This window comes from Gilliamella sp. Pra-s52 (assembly GCF_009795805.1).
In the GTDB taxonomy this organism is placed as follows: Bacteria; Pseudomonadota; Gammaproteobacteria; order Enterobacterales; family Orbaceae; genus Gilliamella.
Genome location: NZ_WTEY01000002.1, coordinates 249980 through 272333 on the forward strand (window position 1 = coordinate 249980; position 22354 = coordinate 272333).

Annotated in this window: 20 protein-coding genes and 1 pseudogene; 15 read left to right on the forward strand and 6 right to left on the reverse strand. The window is 35.9% G+C overall.

All coding sequences use genetic code 11. From position 1 onward, the window contains the following. Nucleotides 1–93 precede the first annotated feature (93 nt). Entirely contained in the window at nucleotides 94–426 is a 333-nt protein-coding gene (locus GQ594_RS03315) for a rhodanese-like domain-containing protein (protein WP_160411423.1), read from the forward strand. Nucleotides 427–460: 34 nt separating this feature from the next. Here GQ594_RS03315 and GQ594_RS03320 read toward each other — a convergent pair whose 3' ends face one another. Next, a complete protein-coding gene (locus GQ594_RS03320; RefSeq protein ID WP_160411424.1) occupies nucleotides 461–1309 on the reverse strand; it encodes a MetQ/NlpA family ABC transporter substrate-binding protein in 849 nt (282 codons plus the stop codon). A 213-nt stretch (nucleotides 1310–1522) separates the two neighbouring features. On the opposite strand from GQ594_RS03320, the gene GQ594_RS03325 reads away from it, so the two are divergent. From GQ594_RS03325 to rsuA, 11 genes are all read left to right on the forward strand, one after another. Beyond that, nucleotides 1523–2554 carry a methionine ABC transporter ATP-binding protein gene (locus tag GQ594_RS03325; protein ID WP_160411425.1) on the forward strand — a complete coding sequence of 344 codons (1032 nt, stop codon included), beginning with the start codon at nucleotides 1523–1525 and terminating at the stop codon, nucleotides 2552–2554. A 13-nt stretch (nucleotides 2555–2567) separates the two neighbouring features. Continuing rightward, the gene (locus tag GQ594_RS03330; RefSeq protein WP_160411426.1) at nucleotides 2568–3266 is read left to right on the forward strand and encodes a methionine ABC transporter permease; all 699 of its coding nucleotides are present in this window, start codon (nucleotides 2568–2570) and stop codon (nucleotides 3264–3266) included. Between the two features lie 209 nt (nucleotides 3267–3475). Further along, a complete protein-coding gene (gene mlaF, locus GQ594_RS03335) occupies nucleotides 3476–4291 on the forward strand; it encodes a phospholipid ABC transporter ATP-binding protein MlaF (RefSeq protein ID WP_237398456.1) in 816 nt (271 codons plus the stop codon). Continuing rightward, nucleotides 4291–5070, forward strand: coding sequence for a lipid asymmetry maintenance ABC transporter permease subunit MlaE (gene mlaE, locus GQ594_RS03340; RefSeq protein WP_202112446.1), 780 nt, complete (start codon nucleotides 4291–4293; stop codon nucleotides 5068–5070). Before mlaF ends, mlaE begins: the two co-directional genes overlap by 1 nt. Nucleotides 5071–5080: 10 nt before the next feature. Then, a complete protein-coding gene (mlaD, locus tag GQ594_RS03345) occupies nucleotides 5081–5671 on the forward strand; it encodes an outer membrane lipid asymmetry maintenance protein MlaD (protein WP_160401351.1) in 591 nt (196 codons plus the stop codon). 9 nt (nucleotides 5672–5680) lie between these two features. Next, on the forward strand, nucleotides 5681–6325 hold the full coding sequence (gene mlaC, locus GQ594_RS03350; RefSeq protein ID WP_160411427.1) for a phospholipid-binding protein MlaC: 645 nt from the start codon (nucleotides 5681–5683) through the stop codon (nucleotides 6323–6325). Between the two features lie 5 nt (nucleotides 6326–6330). Continuing rightward, on the forward strand, nucleotides 6331–6603 hold the full coding sequence (locus GQ594_RS03355) for an STAS domain-containing protein (protein WP_160401353.1): 273 nt from the start codon (nucleotides 6331–6333) through the stop codon (nucleotides 6601–6603). Between the two features lie 113 nt (nucleotides 6604–6716). Beyond that, entirely contained in the window at nucleotides 6717–6974 is a 258-nt protein-coding gene (locus GQ594_RS03360) for a BolA family protein (RefSeq protein WP_160401354.1), read from the forward strand. A gap of 92 nt (nucleotides 6975–7066) precedes the next feature. Continuing rightward, complete coding sequence (gene prlC, locus GQ594_RS03365) at nucleotides 7067–9094, forward strand: oligopeptidase A (protein WP_160411428.1); 2028 nt, start codon at nucleotides 7067–7069, stop codon at nucleotides 9092–9094. Further along, on the forward strand, nucleotides 9081–9809 hold the full coding sequence (locus GQ594_RS03370; RefSeq protein WP_160411429.1) for a class I SAM-dependent methyltransferase: 729 nt from the start codon (nucleotides 9081–9083) through the stop codon (nucleotides 9807–9809). The genes prlC and GQ594_RS03370 overlap by 14 nt, the downstream gene beginning before the upstream one ends. 25 nt (nucleotides 9810–9834) lie before the next feature. Continuing rightward, nucleotides 9835–10524: a 16S rRNA pseudouridine(516) synthase RsuA gene (gene rsuA / locus GQ594_RS03375; protein ID WP_160411430.1), complete on the forward strand. Its 690-nt coding sequence runs from the start codon at nucleotides 9835–9837 to the stop codon at nucleotides 10522–10524. An 87-nt stretch (nucleotides 10525–10611) separates the two neighbouring features. Here the strand turns inward: rsuA and GQ594_RS03380 are convergent, their stop codons facing one another. Beyond that, the gene (locus tag GQ594_RS03380; protein WP_160411431.1) at nucleotides 10612–11331 is read right to left on the reverse strand and encodes an outer membrane protein; all 720 of its coding nucleotides are present in this window, start codon (nucleotides 11329–11331) and stop codon (nucleotides 10612–10614) included. 505 nt (nucleotides 11332–11836) lie between these two features. Here GQ594_RS03380 and GQ594_RS12390 point away from each other — a divergent pair. Together GQ594_RS12390 and citG are read left to right on the forward strand one after the other, a co-directional pair. Next, nucleotides 11837–14878 carry a DNA translocase FtsK 4TM domain-containing protein gene (locus GQ594_RS12390; RefSeq protein ID WP_160411432.1) on the forward strand — a complete coding sequence of 1014 codons (3042 nt, stop codon included), beginning with the start codon at nucleotides 11837–11839 and terminating at the stop codon, nucleotides 14876–14878. 99 nt (nucleotides 14879–14977) lie between these two features. After that, entirely contained in the window at nucleotides 14978–15889 is a 912-nt protein-coding gene (citG, locus tag GQ594_RS03390; protein ID WP_160401360.1) for a triphosphoribosyl-dephospho-CoA synthase CitG, read from the forward strand. A gap of 75 nt (nucleotides 15890–15964) precedes the next feature. Here citG and GQ594_RS03395 read toward each other — a convergent pair whose 3' ends face one another. From GQ594_RS03395 to GQ594_RS03410, 4 genes are all read right to left on the reverse strand, one after another. Further along, the gene (locus GQ594_RS03395; protein ID WP_160411433.1) at nucleotides 15965–17107 is read right to left on the reverse strand and encodes an AAA family ATPase; all 1143 of its coding nucleotides are present in this window, start codon (nucleotides 17105–17107) and stop codon (nucleotides 15965–15967) included. After that, nucleotides 17107–17967 (reverse strand): RNA ligase family protein, encoded by an 861-nt coding sequence (locus GQ594_RS03400; RefSeq protein ID WP_160411434.1) that lies wholly within the window; start codon nucleotides 17965–17967, stop codon nucleotides 17107–17109. Before GQ594_RS03400 ends, GQ594_RS03395 begins: the two co-directional genes overlap by 1 nt. A gap of 467 nt (nucleotides 17968–18434) precedes the next feature. Beyond that, entirely contained in the window at nucleotides 18435–19136 is a 702-nt protein-coding gene (locus GQ594_RS03405) for a response regulator (protein WP_160400317.1), read from the reverse strand. 15 nt (nucleotides 19137–19151) lie between these two features. Beyond that, complete coding sequence (locus tag GQ594_RS03410; RefSeq protein WP_160411435.1) at nucleotides 19152–20741, reverse strand: ATP-binding protein; 1590 nt, start codon at nucleotides 20739–20741, stop codon at nucleotides 19152–19154. Between the two features lie 275 nt (nucleotides 20742–21016). Between GQ594_RS03410 and GQ594_RS03415 the strand changes: the two are divergent. Next, a pseudogene (locus tag GQ594_RS03415) lies at nucleotides 21017–22309 on the forward strand (2-hydroxycarboxylate transporter family protein); the annotation flags it as partial. Between the last annotated feature and the right edge of the window lie 45 nt (nucleotides 22310–22354).

The window sequence follows — 22354 nt, forward strand, 5'->3', positions numbered from 1 at the left end:
ATCATAGAAAACAGTTGCCAAATTCAACCGGTATTTTTTTAAGCGCAGATACTACCAAACACTTTTTGACAACTATTTTGAAGGCTGATCATTATGGCAACAATAAAAGAAATAACCCCAACCAAACTAGCACAAAAATTAAACCAGTCCAATGATATTTTTTTACTTGATGTACGCGAAGCTAACGAAGTTGCAATTTGCAACATTCATGGTTCAACACATATTCCAATGAATCTAATTCCTCTTTATTTAGACAAAATTCCAGATGAAGTCGATATTGTTATTTATTGCCATCATGGTATAAGAAGCCTTAATGTCGCCAATTATTTAGCTGAAAATGGCTTTGATAGCGATTATCTTTACAATCTTACAGGTGGAATTGATGCTTGGGCTTTAACGGTTGAAAAACAGATGGCAAGGTATTAAATCGCCCGTAATAAAACGGGTGATTTATCTAAAATTATTCTTGTGGCATCACCCAATAGCCATTTTGATTATGCGTTTTCATATAATCTTTAAATGATTGGGATTGATAAATACGTTTAATATCTTGTGCCCATTGGCTATTTTCATTCCCCTCATTAACAACAACCATAATTTCTAAGTCTGGGATGATGGTTTCTGAAAGAAGAGCTCTATTTGAATCAATATTGGCAGAATAAACAATACTGCCAGGAATTACCGCAAAATCTAGCTCATCTAATACACGAGGAATATTAGCAGAATCCATTTCAATAATATCAATCCCTGCGATATTTTCAGCTATATCATTTTTGCTAGCGATAATAGGATTTGTACTCGTTTTTAATTTTATCCACCCCGCTTTTTCTAATAAATTATATGAACGAGCAGCATTAGAGGCATCTTGTGGAATTGCAACTTTAGCGCCAGAAAAAACTTGCTTTAATGAGGTATATTTATTCGAAAATACTGCAGCAGGCACCGATGGTACATGTACAACTGATTTTAAATGTGCTTTGCGTTGTGCATTAAATACATCCATATAAGCGGTATGTTGTGCAACGGTCAAATCAATACTGCCCTCGGTTAAAGCAATATCTGATTCAAGCAAGTGTGGGAAACTAACTAGTTTAACTTTATAACCCTCAGATTCAAGTATTGGTTTAACCGCATCATTAAATAAATCATTATAAGGTCCAGGTGATACGCCCATGCTAATTTCTTTTTTAGTTTGATTATTCGCTTGGGTTGTTGAGCTATCACAAGCCGTAATTAAGCTTGTCGAGCTAACTGCTAAGATAAGAACTATATATCTAAAAAATTTCTGTTCAGTAAAAAATGCTTTCATAAAAAATACCTCTATAAATTGTAAACACTAATCACTGTAGCACAAAAAAAGCAGTTCATTTATTCCAAGTTATTCTATCTTATAACTTTTAGGAATAAGATATAAAAAACGATTATTAGAGCCAAAAACTAACCTATGCTACTGTTAAAAAAACTACATCGTTAGTTGATTATCTAAATAGTCAACTCAAATTAAACAAATAGGTTACAAATAATGATTAGGTTTGAAAATGTCTTTAAACAATATAAGCGAAATGGCGTCACTACCCAAGCATTAAATAATATTAATTTAACCATTGGTAAAGGTGATATTTTCGGTATCATCGGTTATAGCGGTGCAGGTAAAAGCACATTAGTTCGATTAATTAACTTTATTGAAAAACCAACCCAAGGTAATGTCATTATTCAAAATCAAGTTCTTAACCAATTATCAAATAGTGAATTACGTAAAATAAGACAAAAAATTGGCATGATTTTTCAGCATTTTAATTTATTAGAAACAAAAACTGTATTTGAAAATATTGCAATGCCACTAATTTTACTTCGAGAAAATAGACAAACCATCAAAAAAAGAGTCAACGAGCTTTTAGCGTTTGTTGGATTAAGTGAAAAAGCAAATAACTACCCTAAAGAGCTATCAGGCGGACAAAAACAACGAATAGGTATTGCTCGGGCTTTAGCAAATAACCCCGATATCTTATTATGTGATGAAGCAACTTCAGCGCTTGATCCTCAAACCACGCAAGATATTTTAGATTTAATAAAAAAAATTAATGAAGAATACCAAATAACAGTGGTATTAATCACCCATGAAATGCATGTCATTGAACAAATTTGTCATAAAGTCGCTGTCATGGAAAACGGCAAAATGATTGAACATGGTAATGTGCTCGAAGTATTTGGTCACCCAAAACATCAAACTACACAAAATTTTGTCAGTACCATTATCAACGATCAGATTCCTGCGGGTGTAGTCAAAAATTTGCTAGCACTAGAAAAAACAAAAAACAATATTCGCTTATTCAAACTTGAATTTTTAGGAAGCTCGGCATCTGAACCAGTGGTTAATTTATTAATACTTCAACAAAAAGTTGTGGTTAATATTTTATTTGCACATATGTCTGAGATTCAAAACACGATATTAGGTAGCATGTTTGTGCAACTAAAAGGAAGCGATGATAGTATCAACGATTCAGTACACTACCTACATCATCATGGGGTACAAGTCACCGAAATTAATCATTAGGAGATCAACTAAAATGAAACAATTCAATACCATTATTGACTACTTAAGTTCTTGTTTTTCAACATCAGTTACAACAATACAATTTATTCAGGCTTGTTATGACACCTTTATTATGGTTCTTTTCTCTCTAAGTATGGGGGGGATATTTGGTATTTTGCTGGGCATCTGTTTAGTCACAACAAGACCAACAGGGCTATTAGAAAACTCACTAATTTATCGAATATTAAATCCAATCATAAACACACTCCGATCGCTTCCTTTTATTATATTACTTGTTGCCATTGTTCCATTAACAAAACTGATTGTTGGTAGTTCTTTTGGTACATTAGCGGCTATTGTACCTTTAACCATTTATGTAGCCCCTTATATTGCCCGATTAGTTGAAAACTCGTTACTTGAAGTTGATAATGGCATTATTGAAGCAGCCAAATCTATGGGAGCAACACCATTACAAATTATTTGGTATTTTATGTTACCCGAAGCCTTTAGTTCGTTAGTCTTAACCATAACAACCGCCACCATTGGCTTAATTGGTGCAACAGCAATGGCTGGTGCAATTGGCGCTGGCGGAATTGGTGATTTAGCTATTTCGTATGGTTATCAACGTTTTGATACAACCGTTACCATTATTTGCGTGATCATTTTGGTTATTGTTATACAATTTATTCAAAGTTTGGGGAACTACTTGGCACGAAAAGCAAGACATCAATAATACACAATATAAAAAAACTTAAGGTGATGATACTAAAAAAGACAAAAAAGATTTTGCTTTTCTTTACTATTATTTATCCTGAGTAAGATGGGTACGTTATATCGATAATTAGCATCATTATGATAAACAATAACTTTAATACATTTCCTTTATTCTCAATTATCAAGTAAAATAGCGACAACTTTAGATCAGTAGTGTAGGGAATCACTTTGACAAACGCATTACAGCAAAATTTGGTTGAAATTCACGACATGTCTTTTTATCGTGGAACGCGGCCTATTTATAAAAATATGAGTTTGAACGTTCCTAAAGGCAAAGTCACCGCTATAATGGGGCCATCAGGAATTGGTAAAACAACGCTACTACGACTCATTGGTGGTCAATTAAAACCACAATCAGGGAAAATTCTATTTGATGGCGAAGATGTGCCAAGCATGTCGCGCTCAAGGTTATATGAAGTCCGCAAACGAATGAGTATGCTATTTCAATCAGGGGCTTTATTTACCGATCTAAATGTATTTGATAATGTTGCTTATCCGTTACGTGAACACTTCAAATTACCTGACCCTGTATTACATAATTTGGTCTTAATGAAATTACAAGCTGTTGGCCTACGAGGTGCAGCTAAAATGATGCCATCAGAGCTTTCAGGAGGTATGGCAAGGCGTGCTGCTTTAGCTCGAGCTATTGCGCTTGATCCTGATCTAATTATGTTTGACGAACCTTTTGCGGGGCAAGATCCTATCTCAATGGGAGTTATTGTTAAGCTGATATCTGAAATAAACCAATCATTAGGGTTAACCTGCATTGTTGTCAGCCATGATGTAAACGAAGTGTTAAGTATTGCAGATTATGCCTATATTGTAGCTGAACAACATATTATTGCAGGCGGTACATCACAACAATTACGTGATAATGATGACTTACGAGTAAAACAGTTTCTTGACGGATTGGCAGATGGTCCAGTGCCTTTTCATTATCCTGCTGATGATTACAAACTAGACCTAAGCAGAGGTATAAAATAATGTTGAATTTATTGGCAAAATTAGGACAATGGATTATTAATATCATTGCGATGATTGGCCGTTCTGGTGTTATGCTTTTTGGAGCATTAATTGGTAAACCACAATTTAAAAAACAGTTCCCTTTACTGATTAAACAATTTTACTTTGTTGGCGTTCAATCCTTAACCATTATTATGGTATCAGGTCTTTTTATTGGCATGGTTTTAGCCCTGCAAGGTTACTTTATTCTAACCACCTTTGGTGCCGAAGCAAGTTTAGGGATGATGGTTGCCCTTGCGCTACTTCGTGAATTAGGCCCTGTTGTTGCCGGCCTACTATTTGCTGGTCGTGCTGGTTCAGCCTTAACCGCTGAAATTGGTTTAATGAAAGCTACTGAACAACTATCAAGTTTAGAAATGATGGCAGTTGATCCGTTAAGACGCATCATTGCGCCACGCTTTTGGGCTGGATTTTTTTGCATGCCATTTCTAACAGCTATTTTTGTTGCGGTTGGCATTTTAGGCGGTATGTTGGTTGGGGTTGATTGGAAAGGTATTGATTCAGGATTCTTTTGGTCATCGATTCAAAGCAATGTCGATTGGTGGCATGACTTAGGAAACTGTTTTGTTAAAAGCTTTGCATTTGCCATTGCAAGCACTTGGATTGCACTGTTTAACGGTTATGATTGCGTACCAACATCAGAAGGAATTAGTCGAGCAACAACAAATACTGTTGTTTATTCATCATTAGTTATTTTGGGGTTAGATTTTATTTTAACCGCATTAATGTTTAGTCATTGAGGTCATAGACATGAATCGTAAAGTTGAAATTACCGTTGGATTATTTATGGTGCTGGTTATTTGCTCAGTGCTATTTTTGTGTTTTAGAGTTACTGATCCAACATCATTTGCTAGCCATAACACTTATCGTGTCTATGCTGTGTTTGAAAATATCGGAGGATTAAAAGCTCGCTCACCTATCAAAATTGGTGGGGTAGTCATTGGTCGCGTCAATAATATTTCGCTAAATTCGTCGAATGGTAATCAATACAAACCTTATGTAGCAATGGATATCGATACACAATATAACAAAATTCCAAGTTCAAGTTCACTTGCAATTAAGACATCTGGAATACTTGGAGAACAATTTATTGATATCAATATAGGCGTTGATAGAGAAACAGAATTTAATGTTGACGCAATAGGCGTTGACCCTGCTGTTGTAGCTAAAGCAGAAAAAAATAAAACTCCGCCATACTTACTCGAAGGTTTTGTTGTGCAAAACACCACACCAGCCATCATTTTAGAAGATCTTATTGGTAAATTCCTTTACAGCATAGGTGGCTCATCAGATAAAGACAAAGCTACCAAAGATAAAAAAGAAGATACAACTGAAAACTAAGGAGTTAACATGTTAAACAAATTTAAAACAACCATTCTTTTAGTATTAGCTTTATTGTTTAGTTCTACAGCCTTTGCTGAAAACGATCCCTATAAAGAAATGCAAGTTTCTGCTGATAAACTTTTTAGCACTATGAATTCACAATCTACTGCACTAAAATCAAACCCTAATAAACTTAAAGAGATTGTAAGAAAAGATTTATTACCTTATGTGCAAGTAAAGTATGCTGGCGCATTAATTTTAGGTAATTACTATAAAAGCGCTACAGAAGCACAACGTACAGCTTACTTTACTGCTTTTGAAAACTACCTAGTACAAGCATTTGCTCAAGCGTTATCTATGTATAATGGTCAAACTTATCAAGTTGAATCTCCTAAAGATTTAACTGGAAAAACACTTATTTCTATTCGTGTTTTATTAAATCAACCAGATAAAAATCAACAACCATTGCGTATTGATTTCCAGTGGCGTAAAAATTCAGTGACTGGCGAATGGAAAGCGTATGATTTAATTGCCGAAGGCGTTAGCATGATAACAACCAAACAAAATGAATGGTCAACAATTTTACGTCAAGATGGTATTGATGCATTAACCAAACAATTAAATGAACTTTCAAATCGCAATATAGACCCAAACGCTAAACCTAAAGGCTAGTGATAATGTCGCGAATAAAAACAGAAAAACAACAAGAAGTATTGTCTTTACAGGGTGAACTTGATGTTCACTCTTTAAATGATTTATGGTCAACACAAAGCACCATTCTAAATGGTGTAAAATACATTGATGTAGCGCAACTGACTCGGGTTGATTCTTCAGGGCTCGCGACTTTAATTTATTTTTGCAATAAATATCATGTCAAGCTCAAAGGTATCAATCCTCAGTTACAAACATTAATTACCTTGTATGATCTACAACCCGTAATCAACATTTAAAATATGTCAGGTTTCGTATGAAATATCATGCAAAAAACGCACCACAATACAGCGTTACCTAGAACCTTTTAACAAAAATAGCCCTACATTTATATTAATGATGAGTATTACTAATGAATAAACAAGAAATTATAGACAAATTAAACAGCTCACTCGAACTTGATGATATTCATGTTTTAACTGACGATGGCAGTCACTTTCAAGTTATTGCAGTGGGAGAATTATTTGCTGATTTAACTCGAGTAAAAAAACAACAAGCAATCTATGCTCCTTTGGCTGAATTTATTAGCGATAACCGTATCCACGCACTTTCTATAAAAACATATACACCTACTGAATGGCAACGCGAACGTAAATTGATGGGATTATAAATATTCCCTAAAACAACATCCCTTGAATTAACAGCATTTGCCACCATATTATGTTTAATCAACAAACTCCATTTGTATAAAGGTATTGCAACATGACCAATCCATTATTAACAGAAGCCCCATTACCCCTTTTTTCACAAATTAAGCCCGAGCATGTTTTGCCTGCTATACAAGAAACCTTAAAAAACTGCAAAAATACCATTGAAACAGTATTAAAGCAAAACAGCCAATATACTTGGGATAATTTAATTCAACCTATTGACGAAATGGACGAAAAGTTCAGTCGCGCTTGGTCACCTATTAGCCATCTTAATTCGGTTAAAAACAGCCCTGAATTACGAGAGGCTTATGAAGCTTGCTTACCACTACTATCTGAGTACAGCACATGGGTTGGACAGCATAAACCTTTATATCAAGCTTACAAACAAATCAAAGAAGGCCAACACTATGCTACTTTAAGCAAAGCGCAAAAAAAAGTTATTGACAATGCATTGCGTGATTTTGAATTATCGGGAATTGGATTGCCTGATGATAAACAAAAACGCTACGGTGAGATAGTTGCAAAACTATCAGAATTATCATCACAATATAGCAACAACGTATTAGATGCGACCATGGGATGGTCAAAATTAATTACCGATATTAAAGCACTTTCTGGTATGCCTGAAAGTGCTCTTGCAGCAGCAAAAGAACAAGCAAAAATGAAAGACAAAGAGGGATGGTTGCTTACCTTAGATATACCAAGTTACCTACCTGTCATGACCTATTGTGATAACCGTGATTTACGTTTTGAACTTTATCAAGCTTATAACACTCGAGCATCGGATCAAGGTCCTAATGCGGGTAAATGGGACAACACCGAAATCATCAAACAAATATTAACATTACGTGATGAACTAGCCCAATTACTTGGATTCAATACCTATGCGGATAAATCCCTAGCCACAAAAATGGCCAAATCAACTACTCAAGTTATCGAATTTTTAACGGATTTAGCAAACAAAGCCAAACCACAAGGTGAAAAAGAGTTAGCGGAACTTAAACGTTATGCCTATGAATTTTTTGGTGCAAGCGACATCAAACCATGGGATGTTGCTTATTATAGCGAAAAACAAAAACAATACTTATACACCATCAACGATGAAGAATTACGTCCTTATTTCCCTCAGCAACGAGTGATAAATGGTCTATTTGAAGTAGTACACCGCATTTTTGGCATTACAGCCAAAGAACGACAAGGTGTTGAAGTTTGGGATCCTGAAGTCAAATTCTATGATCTATATACAGCTAATGGTGAATTAAAAGGTAGCTTTTATCTTGACTTATATGCACGAGAACATAAACGCGGTGGCGCATGGATGGATGACTGCATTGGTCGTATGCGCTTTACTGACGGTCATGTACAAACTCCCGTTGCTTATTTAACCTGTAACTTCAATCGCTCTGTTGGCGACAAGCCTGCCTTATTTACTCATGACGAAGTAACAACCCTATTTCATGAATTTGGTCATGGCTTGCACCATATGCTAACCGAAATTGATGTATCCTCTGTAGCAGGAATTAATGGCGTTCCTTGGGATGCTGTTGAGTTACCGAGTCAATTTTTAGAAAACTGGTGTTGGCAACCTGAAGCCCTTGCTTTTATTTCAGGACATTATCAAACTGACGAACCACTCCCTACTGAAATGTTAGAAAAAATGCTAGATGCTAAAAACTATCAAGCAGCGCTATTTATTCTACGTCAATTAGAATTTGGGCTTTTTGACTTTAAATTACATACCCAACAAAACCCCGATATTTTAAACACATTAGCTGAAGTCAGAAAACAAGTTGCCGTTGTGCCAACTGTTGAATGGGGACGATTCCCTCATGCCTTTAGCCATATTTTTGCAGGTGGTTATGCGGCAGGTTATTACAGTTATTTATGGGCCGAGGTACTCTCTGCCGATGCATTTTCCCGCTTTGAAGAAGAAGGCATTTTTAATGCCAAAACAGGTAATGCGTTTCTTGATAACATCTTGTCACAAGGTGGTAGCGATGAACCAATGACATTATTTAAAAACTTCCGAGGTCGTGAACCACAACTAGAGGCATTACTTCATCATTATGGCATCCGCTAGTTCTAACTTAGTTCAGCTAACACAGTTAGCTGAACTGTGGTTATCCACAAATAAAGATCTTCCCTTTACATTAACACAACAAGAAAATCATCTTGCCTTACAAAAAACCGATGAACCTAAATTAGGAGCAATAACGGTGGATTTCTTATCGGGTGTAATGGCGCATCGTCGCCAATTTGGCGGTGGGCGTGGGGAAGCTATTGCAAAAGCAGTTGGAATAAAAGGTGAGTATTTACCCACTATTGTTGATGCAACAGCAGGACTTGGACGAGACGCCTTTGTACTTGCCTCACTTGGGTGTTATGTAACAATGTTTGAAAGACACCCAGTGGTTGCGGCGTTATTAGCCGATGGCTTACAACGTGGCTATCAAGACCCTAAAATCGGAGACTGGCTACAACAACGCTTACAATTGAATTATAGTTCAAGCCAAACAGGCTTAAATTCGCAACTTGAAAAACCAGACGTAGTTTACCTTGACCCAATGTTTCCACATCGTCAAAAAAGTGCGCTTGTCAAAAAAGAAATGCGTATTTTTCAACTATTAGTTGGTAGCGACAACGATGCTGACAGCTTATTAGAACCCGCAAGGCAACTCGCAAAAAAACGCGTGGTAGTAAAAAGGCCAGATTACGCACCCTTTTTAGCCAACCAAAAACCAACGGCAGAAATTAAAACTAAAAATCACCGTTTTGACATTTACACTCCCCTTTAATTCATAAGGATAAATGATTTAGATTATGCGATTAGATAAATTTCTTGCTCATCATTTAGGCATAAGTAGAACAATTGTTAACAAAAAACTGAAAGCTAAAAAAGTCACCGTCGATGGTGAAGTAGTAAAATCAGGTGCTTACCAGCTATTACCGGAACACGTGGTTGAGTATGATGGCTATGAAATCATCCCCGTAACCAATAATCGTTACTTTATGCTCAATAAACCTCAAGGTTATGTCTGCTCGACTGATGATCCAGATCACCCAACTATACTCTATTTTATTGATGAACCCATGCCTGAAAAATTGCATGCAGCAGGTAGGCTTGATCTTGATACGACTGGGCTTGTTTTACTAACTGATGACGGTCAATGGTCACACCGAATCACATCACCCAAACATCATTGCGAAAAAGTCTATATCGTCACAGTTGAACAACCATTACAAACTGAACTCATTGATATATTTAAAAACGGCATTCAATTAAAAAGTGAAAAATCACTGACTAAACCCGCTAAATTAAATATTATCGATCAATACCATGCCGAACTAACCATTAGTGAAGGGCGTTATCACCAAGTTAAACGCATGTTTGCAGCAGTCAATAACCATGTTGTTGCGTTGCATCGCAAACAAATAGGTAAAATAATTGTTGATATTCCAGAAGGCGAATATCGCCCTCTTACACAAGATGAAATTGATTCATTTAGATAAGTATTGAATTTTATTATAATGACACATTGTTAAGACTATAAAGAACTGAAAAGGGTTATTCCCTTTTCAGCTTATTTAGTTCATTGTTTAAAAGCTATAACGAATACCAGCTAATAAATCAACTGAGCTTAAATCGCCACTTATTTTATTTTGATAATATTCATTTCGTTTCTTAATGGTAACTTTACCTGCATCAACATAGCGAGCTGTGAAGTCAATATTTATATTATTATTAACTTTATAAGCTACACCAGCAGCAAGATTCCATGCAAATTTAGTTTTTGTTTTTGATAATGAACGCTCGTAATCAACACCGTCAACAGAAACATTATATTTTTCTGTATGACTATTTCCTAATTTAGTGAATGCAACACCTAACCCTACACCAATAAATGGAGTAACTACTGAATCCATATCAATGTCATAATAACCATTTAACATTAATGTATTCATTCGTGCTTTAGTTTTTTGAGTAGAACGAAGAGTATAATCTTCGTATGTATTGTGTCTATTTTCCTTTTTCTCTGCATTACCACGTAGTGTAAAAGATAATTCAGCTCGTACAGGGATATCATAATCTGAGAAATTATAACCTAAATTCAAAGCACCTGCTAATTTAGTTTTATGCATTGAATCAAAAAGGTCATCCTTCAAAACTCCTCTACTACCATAATGCAAGCTATTTTCAAAATTACTTACGCCTAGCACTGAAGCCCCTAATTGACCGCCAAGATAAAACCCATTTTCAGCATGAGCCAAACCAGAGAATCCCACAAGAGTTGTTAATGCAATTAATGTCTTTTTCATTTTCTTTTACTTTCCTTTACTTTCATTTACTGTTTTTAGTTTATTAAAACTAGGAAATTATAGAATAGTCTAATATAGAAGTCCATTAATTAAACATTAATAAAAAATACTTAATTATTTCAAATTTAGTTTCTATTATACCTTCTTATATGCTTGTCAATTGTTTGATAAAACAATAAAAAGCGATACATGCTTTAATGGAGATATTTATCATCATAAACACTTAAAAAATAGAAAACAAAAAAATTCAGCAAGTTATTAATTGTTAAAATACAGTTAAACCATATAAAGTAATTTTTAGGAAAATTTTTTATGAGTTTTTAGAAAACTATTTTAATCATAAATTAAAAACAATTCGCATTGTCATATGATTTAATGAAAACCTTGTATTATTTAATTAATGATAACAATTAATGACGTTTTATCTTTATATTCACTCTTTGAGAGAGTGCAATTTATGATAAAATGCCCACAAATTTAATAACGACAATGTTTAGGTACGTGTTTGAAAAAGCCAAAAATTACAAGAAAACAGATTACAACTCAATTTATTTTACTAACAATAATTGGGTTAGCTGTTTGTTTATTTTTATCACAATTCACTTACGATCCATCTGATCCTGCCTGGTCTCGTACGGCTTGGCATGATCCTATTAACAATTTTGGCGGTTATATTGGTGCTTATACCACCGATATTTTTTTCCAATTTTTAGGCTTTATTGCTTATAGCATACCTTTCATTATCATTTTTATTTGTTTACAGCTAAGCGTTTATTTTTATAAACATACCAATGATCCGATTAACTACTTTAGCTTATCGTTTCGGATTATTGGCGTTTTAGCATTTATATTTAGCGCTACTGGCTTTTTTGCGCTAAATATTGGTGATGCTGAACAATTTGAAGCGGGTGGCTACCTTGGTGCAATAGTGATTGAAAGTCTTTTACCCATTATAGATCGCTTTGCTTTATCCTTAATTCTTCTTGGAACTTGCTTAGCCTGTGTCACGTTATTAACGGGATTATCATGGTTGAATCTAATCGAAAAATTGGGCGCTTTTGTCATGTTATTACTCTTACCAATTAGATGGTTAATGACCCCAAGAAAAACCCATAAAATAGAGCAAACAGATGCAATATCAAAAAACCCAATTGCATCAACCAATGAAGAAACAAAAGAACCGCAATTTACCATTCCTTTCGATCAAAAAGAGGATAATTGCAATCTAATTCAATCACCATCTATCGTTAATAACGAAGCATCTCAAGCAGAATCTTTGGATAACAGCGCATCGATACAAGATGAAACAATAACAATAAAAACAACAGACGAACTACTCAATCGCCATCAAGATGCACAATTACCAACATTAACAACATCGACCCAGACGGTAGAAACATCACCTAAAACAGATAGCCAATCAAAAAAAGAGCTCGACCCAGACGAGATCTTATCTCGCCTTGAATCAATTATTCAAAACATGAATAACAATCAAGCAACGCCAGAGCAAGAAAAAACGCTATCTTCATCGATGGAGCAAATAAAACAAGTCATACAAACACAAAAATCAGAACAAAAATTACCATTCGAAGAATCTGAAAAGTACACAATTTCAGATGCACCAAGTAAACCCTTATTTACTTCAGTACATAATGAACCTGAAATTACATTTACTAATGAACAAACACCATCTGAAGCAACCCTCGACGTTTCCACAATTGAAATAGCGGAAACTAAACAACCATTTATACCAGAATCAGAAGTTACAACAAACACAGAAAACTCGGCAAATATAGAGCTTATAACAGATACCGAAACGGAAACAAACATAAACATAGAACAACAAGAATACGTTGATACCGAAGCACTCAAAAAAGAAAACCCAGTTATCGACGACATCTACCCAGAAGAAGCGAGGATTGAAAACGCCCCAAAAAGTGAGCAATTTGAACAATTTGAACAAGTTCCAGAAATTGAACAAATTCAACACATTGAAGAAGATGACAAAGACAGCTTAATACACCCATTATTAAGACGTAATGACAAACCATTACCGAAACCGACCACACCACTGCCGTCTTTAAACTTATTAACTGCACCACCAACGGCACGCATTGAAGTGGATCATGCGGCACTCAGCGCAATGTCTGAACTTATTGAAAAAAGCTTATCTGACTACCGCGTTAAAGCAAAAGTGGTTGACTACATGCCTGGCCCTGTTATAACCCGTTTTGAGATTGAACTTGCCCCAGGCATTAAAGCTGCACGAATTTCAACACTTGACCGAGATTTAGCACGCTCACTCTCCATGCCTTCGGTACGTGTGGTTGAAGTGATTCCGGGCAAACCTTATGTTGGTATTGAATTACCGAATAAAAATCGCCAAACAGTCTATTTTCGAGAAGTCTTAGACAGCCCACAATTTAAAGACGCACAATCTCCTCTCACCGTGGTATTAGGTAAAGATATTTCTGGGCAATCAGTGGTTGCTGATCTGGCAAAAATGCCACATTTACTGGTTGCAGGTACCACAGGATCGGGAAAATCAGTCGGCGTCAATGCAATGATCCTAAGCATCTTATATAAGTCACAACCCGAAGATGTCAGGTTTATAATGATCGACCCCAAAATGCTTGAGCTTTCTATTTATGAAGGGATCCCTCACTTACTAACTCAAGTAGTAACCGACATGAAAGATGCTGCTAATGCGCTCAACTGGTGTGTTAACGAAATGGAACGTCGTTATCGCTTAATGTCAGCATTAGGCGTACGCAATATTGCAGGCTATAACGAAAAAATAAAATTAGCAGAACAAATGGGCAGACCAATTCCTGATCCACTTTGGAAACCAACCGACAGCATGGATCTTAACATGCCAACGCTTGAAAAGTTACCATACATTGTCGTTATGGTTGATGAATTTGCTGACCTTATTATGGCTGTTGGTAAAAAAGTCGAAGAACTAATTGCACGGCTTGCACAAAAAGCAAGAGCGGCAGGCATACACCTTGTACTAGCAACACAACGCCCATCGGTCGATGTCATTACTGGATTAATCAAAGCCAATATTCCTACACGGATTGCCTTTACCGTATCAAGCAAAATTGACTCACGCACTATTTTAGATCAAATGGGTGCAGAATCACTACTTGGCATGGGGGATATGCTATATTTAGCCCCGAATAGCTCTATACCAATTCGTGTACACGGCGCCTTTGTCCGTGATGAAGAAGTGCATGCTGTTGTGCAAGATTGGAAAGCGCGTGGCACGCCAAAATATATTGAAAATGTCACTGTAGCGAGCGATGATAGCGAAAACAGCAACGCTGATATGTTAGGCGAAGAACTTGATCCATTATTTGATCAAGTTGTCGCATTTGTTGTCGAAACCCGACGAGCGTCTATTTCTAGTGTGCAACGAAAATTTAGAATCGGCTATAACCGTGCTGCCCGAATTGTAGAACAAATGGAAGTTGAGGGCATCATTAGCGCCCCAAGCCACAACGGCAATCGGGAAGTACTTGCTGTATCAACTAGTGATTACTAATTTTTATAATAAACCAAACCATTTAAAACAATGGATTGGTTTATTACACCATCGTAGCGCACAACATACTAACTCTCATCCCAATAGGTAAAAATAATAATGAATAATTATTATCAGCAAATAGCATTATTAGAACTAAAACTCAATAATGACCCCAACCGATGTTTACCTGCAAAACTGGCAACCCAAGCGCTCATTAAAGAAATTTGTCTGTCACCTAAGCCCGGACTGGTTGACATGAATAATAGTGGCTCCCATCGTGACATGGATTTTCAAACCTTTGTCCACAGCATCAACGCCATTAGTCACTGGTTTGAACATTTTTACAACTACGGAAAAACATCAGCTTTACACGATAACAACCTATTTTTAGCCGGTATTAGACCTATTGGTATTGAGTGCGAACAAGCCATGTTCCAAGCTACTAACCAAATAAATACCCATAAAGGAGGAATTTTTGCCTTTGGATTGTTGTTAGGGGCGATAGGTCGATTAGAACAACTCGGCTTGTCGACCAATGCACAAAGCATTTGTGAGCAAGTTTCAGCAATTTGCCAAGGCATCGTCCACAGCGAACTACAACAAAATAACCAAGCTAATTCAATAGGCGAAAAATTATTTAAACGCCACAAACTCTCTGGCGCACGAGGTGAAGCTGAATCAGGTTATGCGACAGTTAGAAACATTTCATTACCTATTTATCAAGAAATGCAAAATCACAGTTACGACGAAGAAACTAGCTTATTACAAGTAATGTTACATTTGCTTGCCTTTAATCAAGATACCAACTTGGTTGCTCGAGGTGGACTTGAAGGGTTGGCTTTTGTTCAAGAGCAAGCCCAAAAACTGATCAAACAAGGCGGTATTGCTCATCCTCAAGCACGGCAGAACCTTCATCAGCTTGATATTGAATTAATTAAACGTAATTTAAGCCCAGGAGGCACGGCGGATTTAATTGCGGTGACTTGGTTTTTGTTTCAATATAATAAAGAAAATAAGCAAAAAAAATAAATTATCACTATCATTCAACCAATTTTGGGGCTTAATATCAGCCCCAATGAGTATGATATAATATGAATAATAGTGTTATGAATTAATTAAATAACTCACCTTATGCGCTTCAGTCTGTAGTGGAACTTCCCATTTATTTAATAACCGTTGAATGGTTTTATTTGGCAAGGTCGTATCCCGCGCAGAGTTACGGCGATACAACTCTTTTTCTGGCTGTTCAAGATAGACGATTTCCACATTCGCATGATAAGCATAAAGCAAATCCAATGCTTTTTGACGCATCTCTTGCGATAAATGAGTCGCATTCCAAATAAAAGGTTGTTTTGCTCTTAACCACTGTTTAACCTTTGCCAGAACAAATTGAATAACAAGCCCTTCGTTTTCACCATGCTTTAATTTTAGCTCAGTTCTAGCATCATCATAAGAAGCAACCGCCCAAGTTGGGTAATGCTGACTGATCCAACTATTTTTACCTGAAGCAGGTAAACCCGATAGCATAATCACATGAGAACCTTTTTGCGGAAACAATGGATAATCAGGTAACACATTACTGCCTCGAAAATATTGCACTCGAGTATAATCATCAACAAATTGGCGAGGCTGATATAAACACGCCTCCTCAAGCGCCAACTGCTTGAATAATTCAACTTCATCAAGTGCTCTTTTTTTATCAGCACAAATGCGCCCTTTCATATCCACTTTTGCTTGCAGGCATAACATCCAAATAGGCAATTGCCATGATAAACGATGAATTAAAAACTCAGGCGATCTCTTTTTTTGCGCATCACTTAATGCAAAAAAAGGCACTTGATGTACACTAATGATTCGGCAAATTTGCTCACGTAAATCAAATGGTACACCCATTCGCCATAATAAAATACGACTACGAATCTCGCCTTTTTTGGAATGCCGTGGTTGCGTAATTTTACCTGTGTCTTCATCAATAACCGTGGTTTCAGGTTTAGCGATATCATGCAACAAAGCCGTCATAAATAATACAAACTGCTCATCTTCTGTTGCATTGGCAAATTCTTCTTCTGCCAATAATGCCCGTATCACCATTTGCGTATGAATCCAAACGTTACCCTCGCCATGGTGCGAGGGATCTTGCGGTGTAATGATTAAGTCATTCAATTCAGGAATACACGTTAACCATGGACTAAAATCATCAGTTGCCAAGGTACTTGCTATTTGCTGTTTTAATGCTTGGTAATTCATCACTTACCTCCATTTAGGCATCGATTATTCCAATTCACCGTCAATTGTGGCGTATATAACTGAGCATTTTGAGCCAATTGGTTTGGAATAAAAGGCTGTTCACTATGGTGCTGTCCTGCATCTAAAATCGCCTGAACAAAATCTTGCCTAACCCATTTTAAGCGATCAAGCGTTTGCTCTTCCGATTCGATTTTAATATATAATCCCTCCATCAAATCAGAATCATCACATTGTTGCCAAGCTCTAGTTAAATCAAGTTTTTCACGCATTACCATCTTTTCAAAACAAGCACGCCAATTGGCGGTTTTAGCTAAAGAAGATGTAATTAACGCTAATAAATCACTTAATTTAGCGGGAGCAAGCCCTGCAAACAACACAGGTACCGATAAAATAGGACCGTCAGCTAATAACTGATGCCGTTTTAAAGTCGATAAAAAACAGTTTTGTTGCCTATCCCAAATATCAAATTCACAAAAATAATGAGGTAATGCATCATAAAAAATAGCATGCTTTTTATGTAACCATTCACCATAAAGGATATAACGATCTTCTAAACGCTCAAGTAGCCAGTTTTCATGCACGCAAGCCCAGTGTTTTAATAGGTTAAATTGACGCTCTCTAGCTCCCCCTATCAAATAATGTCCTCGGGATTGAAGCAAAAGTTCACCACTTGCCGAAAAACTAATTGCACAGTTTGCACCATCAAGCTTTTCTTCAACAACAATATACTGACCAGTTAACTGTTTATAAGGACGCTGTCCATGTTCACTATCACCGAATTGTAAGCGTGATCCTTCTAAATGAGGTGTTCGTGGATATTTAATTAATTCTAAATTTTGAATATAAGATTCCGTTGTCATAATGTTTTCTCCAAAAAATAAGGGAAAACCGACAAGGCAAAAATCTATAGATTGAATTGCAACGAAGAAGCTTAGAAAAAACTAAGCAAAAGACAATATGATAGAAATACCAAGTCGGCATTAAGATAAAGTGTTAATTACAGGCATTTTGCTACCTCGTTATAATGAAGTTATTAGATTAAAAAAACGGCGCTATTATCAAGAGTTGCTAATTTATTGTCAAGTTTAATGATAAGAAATAGTTAGTATTGTTAAAAATAATACCTTCCACTAATCACTTTTTGACCGTTAATTGGCTATTATCCAGAGTATGTTATTATTGGTTTTGTTAATTTATTAGTTGTCAGTGGGCTACCCTAATTATGCAAACAGTTGATTTTTATGAAAAAAACAATCAAAAAAAACTTTAATAAAATCAATACCTTTCCTGACCATTTTTTTACAAAACGCCTCCTTTCCTTAAAGCCTTACTTCCCTAACCGCTTATATAATCGTTCTGGTCGACCTATCTTCCCATGATTAAGCTCTACCGTTAGTAATTTGATTTGGACGCAATATTCTAAATACCGCCGTGCAGTTGTTTTGCTGATGTTAGCCTTTTCTACGATTTCGTCGACGGTGAGCGCTTTATCTGTTTGCATAAATAGGTCTTTTACTTTTTGTAATGTGATTTCTTCAATACCTTTTGAGCGGCGATTCATGTTAACAAAGTCTTTGGTTTGTAAGTTGAACAGTTCATCAATTTTGCGTTGATTGACGTGTTTTTGTAGGCTTTGTCGGTATAAAAATAGTTCAAAACGCTCAAGCGAGTGTTTTAGCCGTTGGTAAGATACGGGCTTTATTAAGTAGTCAAATGCGCCATAACGAATCGCTTTACTGCAAGTATCCATGTCGCTTGCTGCGGTAATAAAAATAACATAACTGTTTAGCTGATTATTGATTATATATTCAAATAATTCAATTCCCTGACCATCAGGTAAATAGTTATCAAGCAAAATTAAAGTCGGTTTTAGTTTTTCAACCATAATTTTGGCTTCGTCTAGATTTGATGCGATGCCTATGACTTTGACTTTGGTGTCTTTTTGAATAAATTCTGCATTTAATTCGGCTAATATTGGTTCATCTTCAACAATAAGTACTTTGATGGCGTTTTCTTGAAATTCGTTCATACAATTACCTTTCTATTATTTGGGCATAAATACAGAAAAAATCGTTCCATATGGGGTATTATCTTCAAATGTAATGTAACCATTGGCTTTTTTTATGTAGGTTGAAACAAGATGTAACCCAATACCGTGTTCTTTACCTTCTTGAGAGGTAACTCCAGGCTCAAAAATAGAGTTACGAATATCTTGATCGACCCCACAACCTTGGTCACTAATTTCAAGGACAATTTCGTCCGTTGCGTCACTAAGATATAAATAAATTGTTTTATCGCTTTGTTCATTTTTTAAGCTAGCATTGAAAGCATTATCAAGTAAATTACCTAAAATTGACATAAATTCTGTTTCGCTAATAAGTGCCGGTAATACACTTAATTGGCATGCGGGGTCAAATATGAGTTTTAGGCCGATTTCGTGCGCTTTTGAATATTTGCCAATCAGTAATCCACAAATTGCGGGGATTTGGATATTTTCAGTAATAAAATCCAAATTGTTTTGGTTATCAGCGGATTGTAAGGCGATAAATGATTGTGCTTCTTCATATCGTTTCATATAAATCAATCCCGATAATGTTGCCAACCAATTAAGATGTTCATGCCTAATAGCGCGCAAATTATCAACATATTGGGTTACTTGTGTTAGTTGCATACTCAATAGGTTGATATCGTTAAAATTGCGAAAAGTGATAACCCATCCTTGGATCTTTTCGTCAACAATGATACGGATTCGGTTGGCGATGACGCTGATATCGTTAAAGTAACAGATGTGGTCGTGTATATCTTGATGTTGGTTGTCACTGCCATAAATAAAATCATTAGATTTTATAAAGTCGCTTAATTTACGGTTGATTAACAATTCATCGCTATTAGTAATATCTAACATGCATCTAGCCGATTGGTTAATATTAATTATTTGATAATGAGTATCAATGGCGATAATGCCTTCAAATATGGACTCCATAATCGATTTTTGGCTTTTCACTAACAGTGCTATTTCATTTGGTTCTAAGTTGAGCATCTGTTTTTTTATCGATTTTGAAAAGCAAAATGAGAAAATAAATAATGCCAAAAAAAGTAGCGAACAAAAAACAATAATCGGTATAAACTGGCTGATATGTAATTCATAAATATCGTCGATCATATAGCCAACAGACACAATGCCAATAACGTTTCCGTTATCAATAATAGGTGCTTTGCCTCGTAACGCTAGGCCAAGAGATCCATGACTAATGGTAACACTGCTATTGCCATTAAGAACCTCTCGGTTATCGCCACCAACCATAGGCGAATGCAACGGACTATTTGCGGTATGAAATAGTCGATTTGCATTGGCATCACCAATAACAATATAGCTTGCATCACTTTGTTCAAATATATCGTTAATTAAATTAGCTATTTCATTTGTATCATTATTTTTGACATATTGAATTAAACTTGGTAAAACAGATAACTCTTTTGCTTGAATTTGCGCCTTTTCACCGAGGCTTCTGTATAAATTGGTTTCTGTTGTATTCCAAATGTAGCTTTGCAATAATGCAAGAACAATCAATGAAAACAACAAAAGCGATAAAAATAGCTTTGTTGTAAACGTTAACTGGGATTTTTTTAGCATGTTTACACAACTTTTGTATTAGATTAGAGTAAGTGTAACACAGCATTAAAAAACATATAGCCTTTAAAACCATAAAAACCACAGTTAATTTATGATTTATATCACAAAAATTTTATTAAATTTTTGTAAAGATACGCGCCATTACGTTCGAATAAATAAAATCATTTTGGAGAAAAAAAGTAATGGTGAATTTCAACTCATCTGAAAAGAACTATAACGACAAAAAATCAACAAGTAAAACTGTTGAACAAAACCTAAGTGGCTGGCCATATAATTGGTGGCGACTAATGGATAATTATAAAGTTGGTGTCATCCCACTTCCACTATTTATTATCGCCGGTATTCTTATTGGTGTAGAAGTGTTAGTAACTGGTAAATTACCTAGCGAAATCGTTGTAATGGTCGTTACTTGTGCTTTCTTTGGCTTTCTATGTGGTGAAATTGGTAAGCGTTTACCTATCGTTGGTAAAATGGGTGCTGCGGCAATTTGTGCAACGTTTATTCCATCTGCACTAGTTTATTATGGTATTTTGCCTAAACCAGTTGTTGAAGCAACAACTAAATTCTATAAAGATACCCATATCCTTTACTTATATATCTGCTGTATTATCGTGGGTAGTATCATGAACATGGATAAGCGAACACTTATTCAAGGCTTCTTAAGAATCTTCGCACCAATGCTTTGTGGTGAAATTGCTGGTATGATTGTTGGCGTGTCTGTTGGTTATTTTCTTGGTTTAACACCGTTTGAAACATTTTTCTTCTTAGTATTACCGATTATGGCTGGTGGTGTTGGTGAGGGGGCGATTCCTCTTTCAATCGGTTATGCTACAATTTTAGGTATGGAACAAGGCGATGCACTTGGTCGTGTGTTACCAATTGTTATGCTTGGTGGTTTAACCGGTATTATCTGTGGTGGTGTTCTTAACCGTATTGGTAAAGCTTATCCACATTTAACTGGTAATGGTCGTTTATTACCTGCGTCTAAAGATGATGAGTCAATGAACCAAAAAAATGCTAAAACTGAAATGGCAATTGACGTTACAACATTTGCATCAGGTGTTTTATTAGCCGCTATCCTTTATATGGTAGGTATGATTGGTCACAAATTAATCGGCCTTCCAGCGCCAGTTGGAATGTTATTTGCTGCCGTTTTTGTTAAGTTAGTATCAGGTGTTTCACCAAAAGTATTAAGTGGTTCACAAGTTGTTTATAAATTTTTCCAAACATCTGTAACTTATCCTATTCTATTTGCAGTAGGTGTGGCAATTACTCCATGGGAAAGAATTGTTGATGCTTTCACTATTACTAACTTAATTGTTATTGTTTGTACTGTTGTGAGCTTAGTTACTACTGGTTTCTTTGTGTCAAAAGCACTTGGTATGTATCCCGTTGATGCTGCGGTTATCTCTTGTTGTCAAAGTGGTCAAGGCGGAACTGGTGACGTGGCAATTCTAACTGCTGCTGAACGTATGGAATTAATGCCATTTGCACAAATCGCAACGCGTATTGGTGGTGCAATCAATGTGTCTGTATCATTACTTATTCTGGGCAATTTCTTAGTATAGATTTTACATTTCAAAAAACAACCTTAGTTTATACTAGGGTTGTTT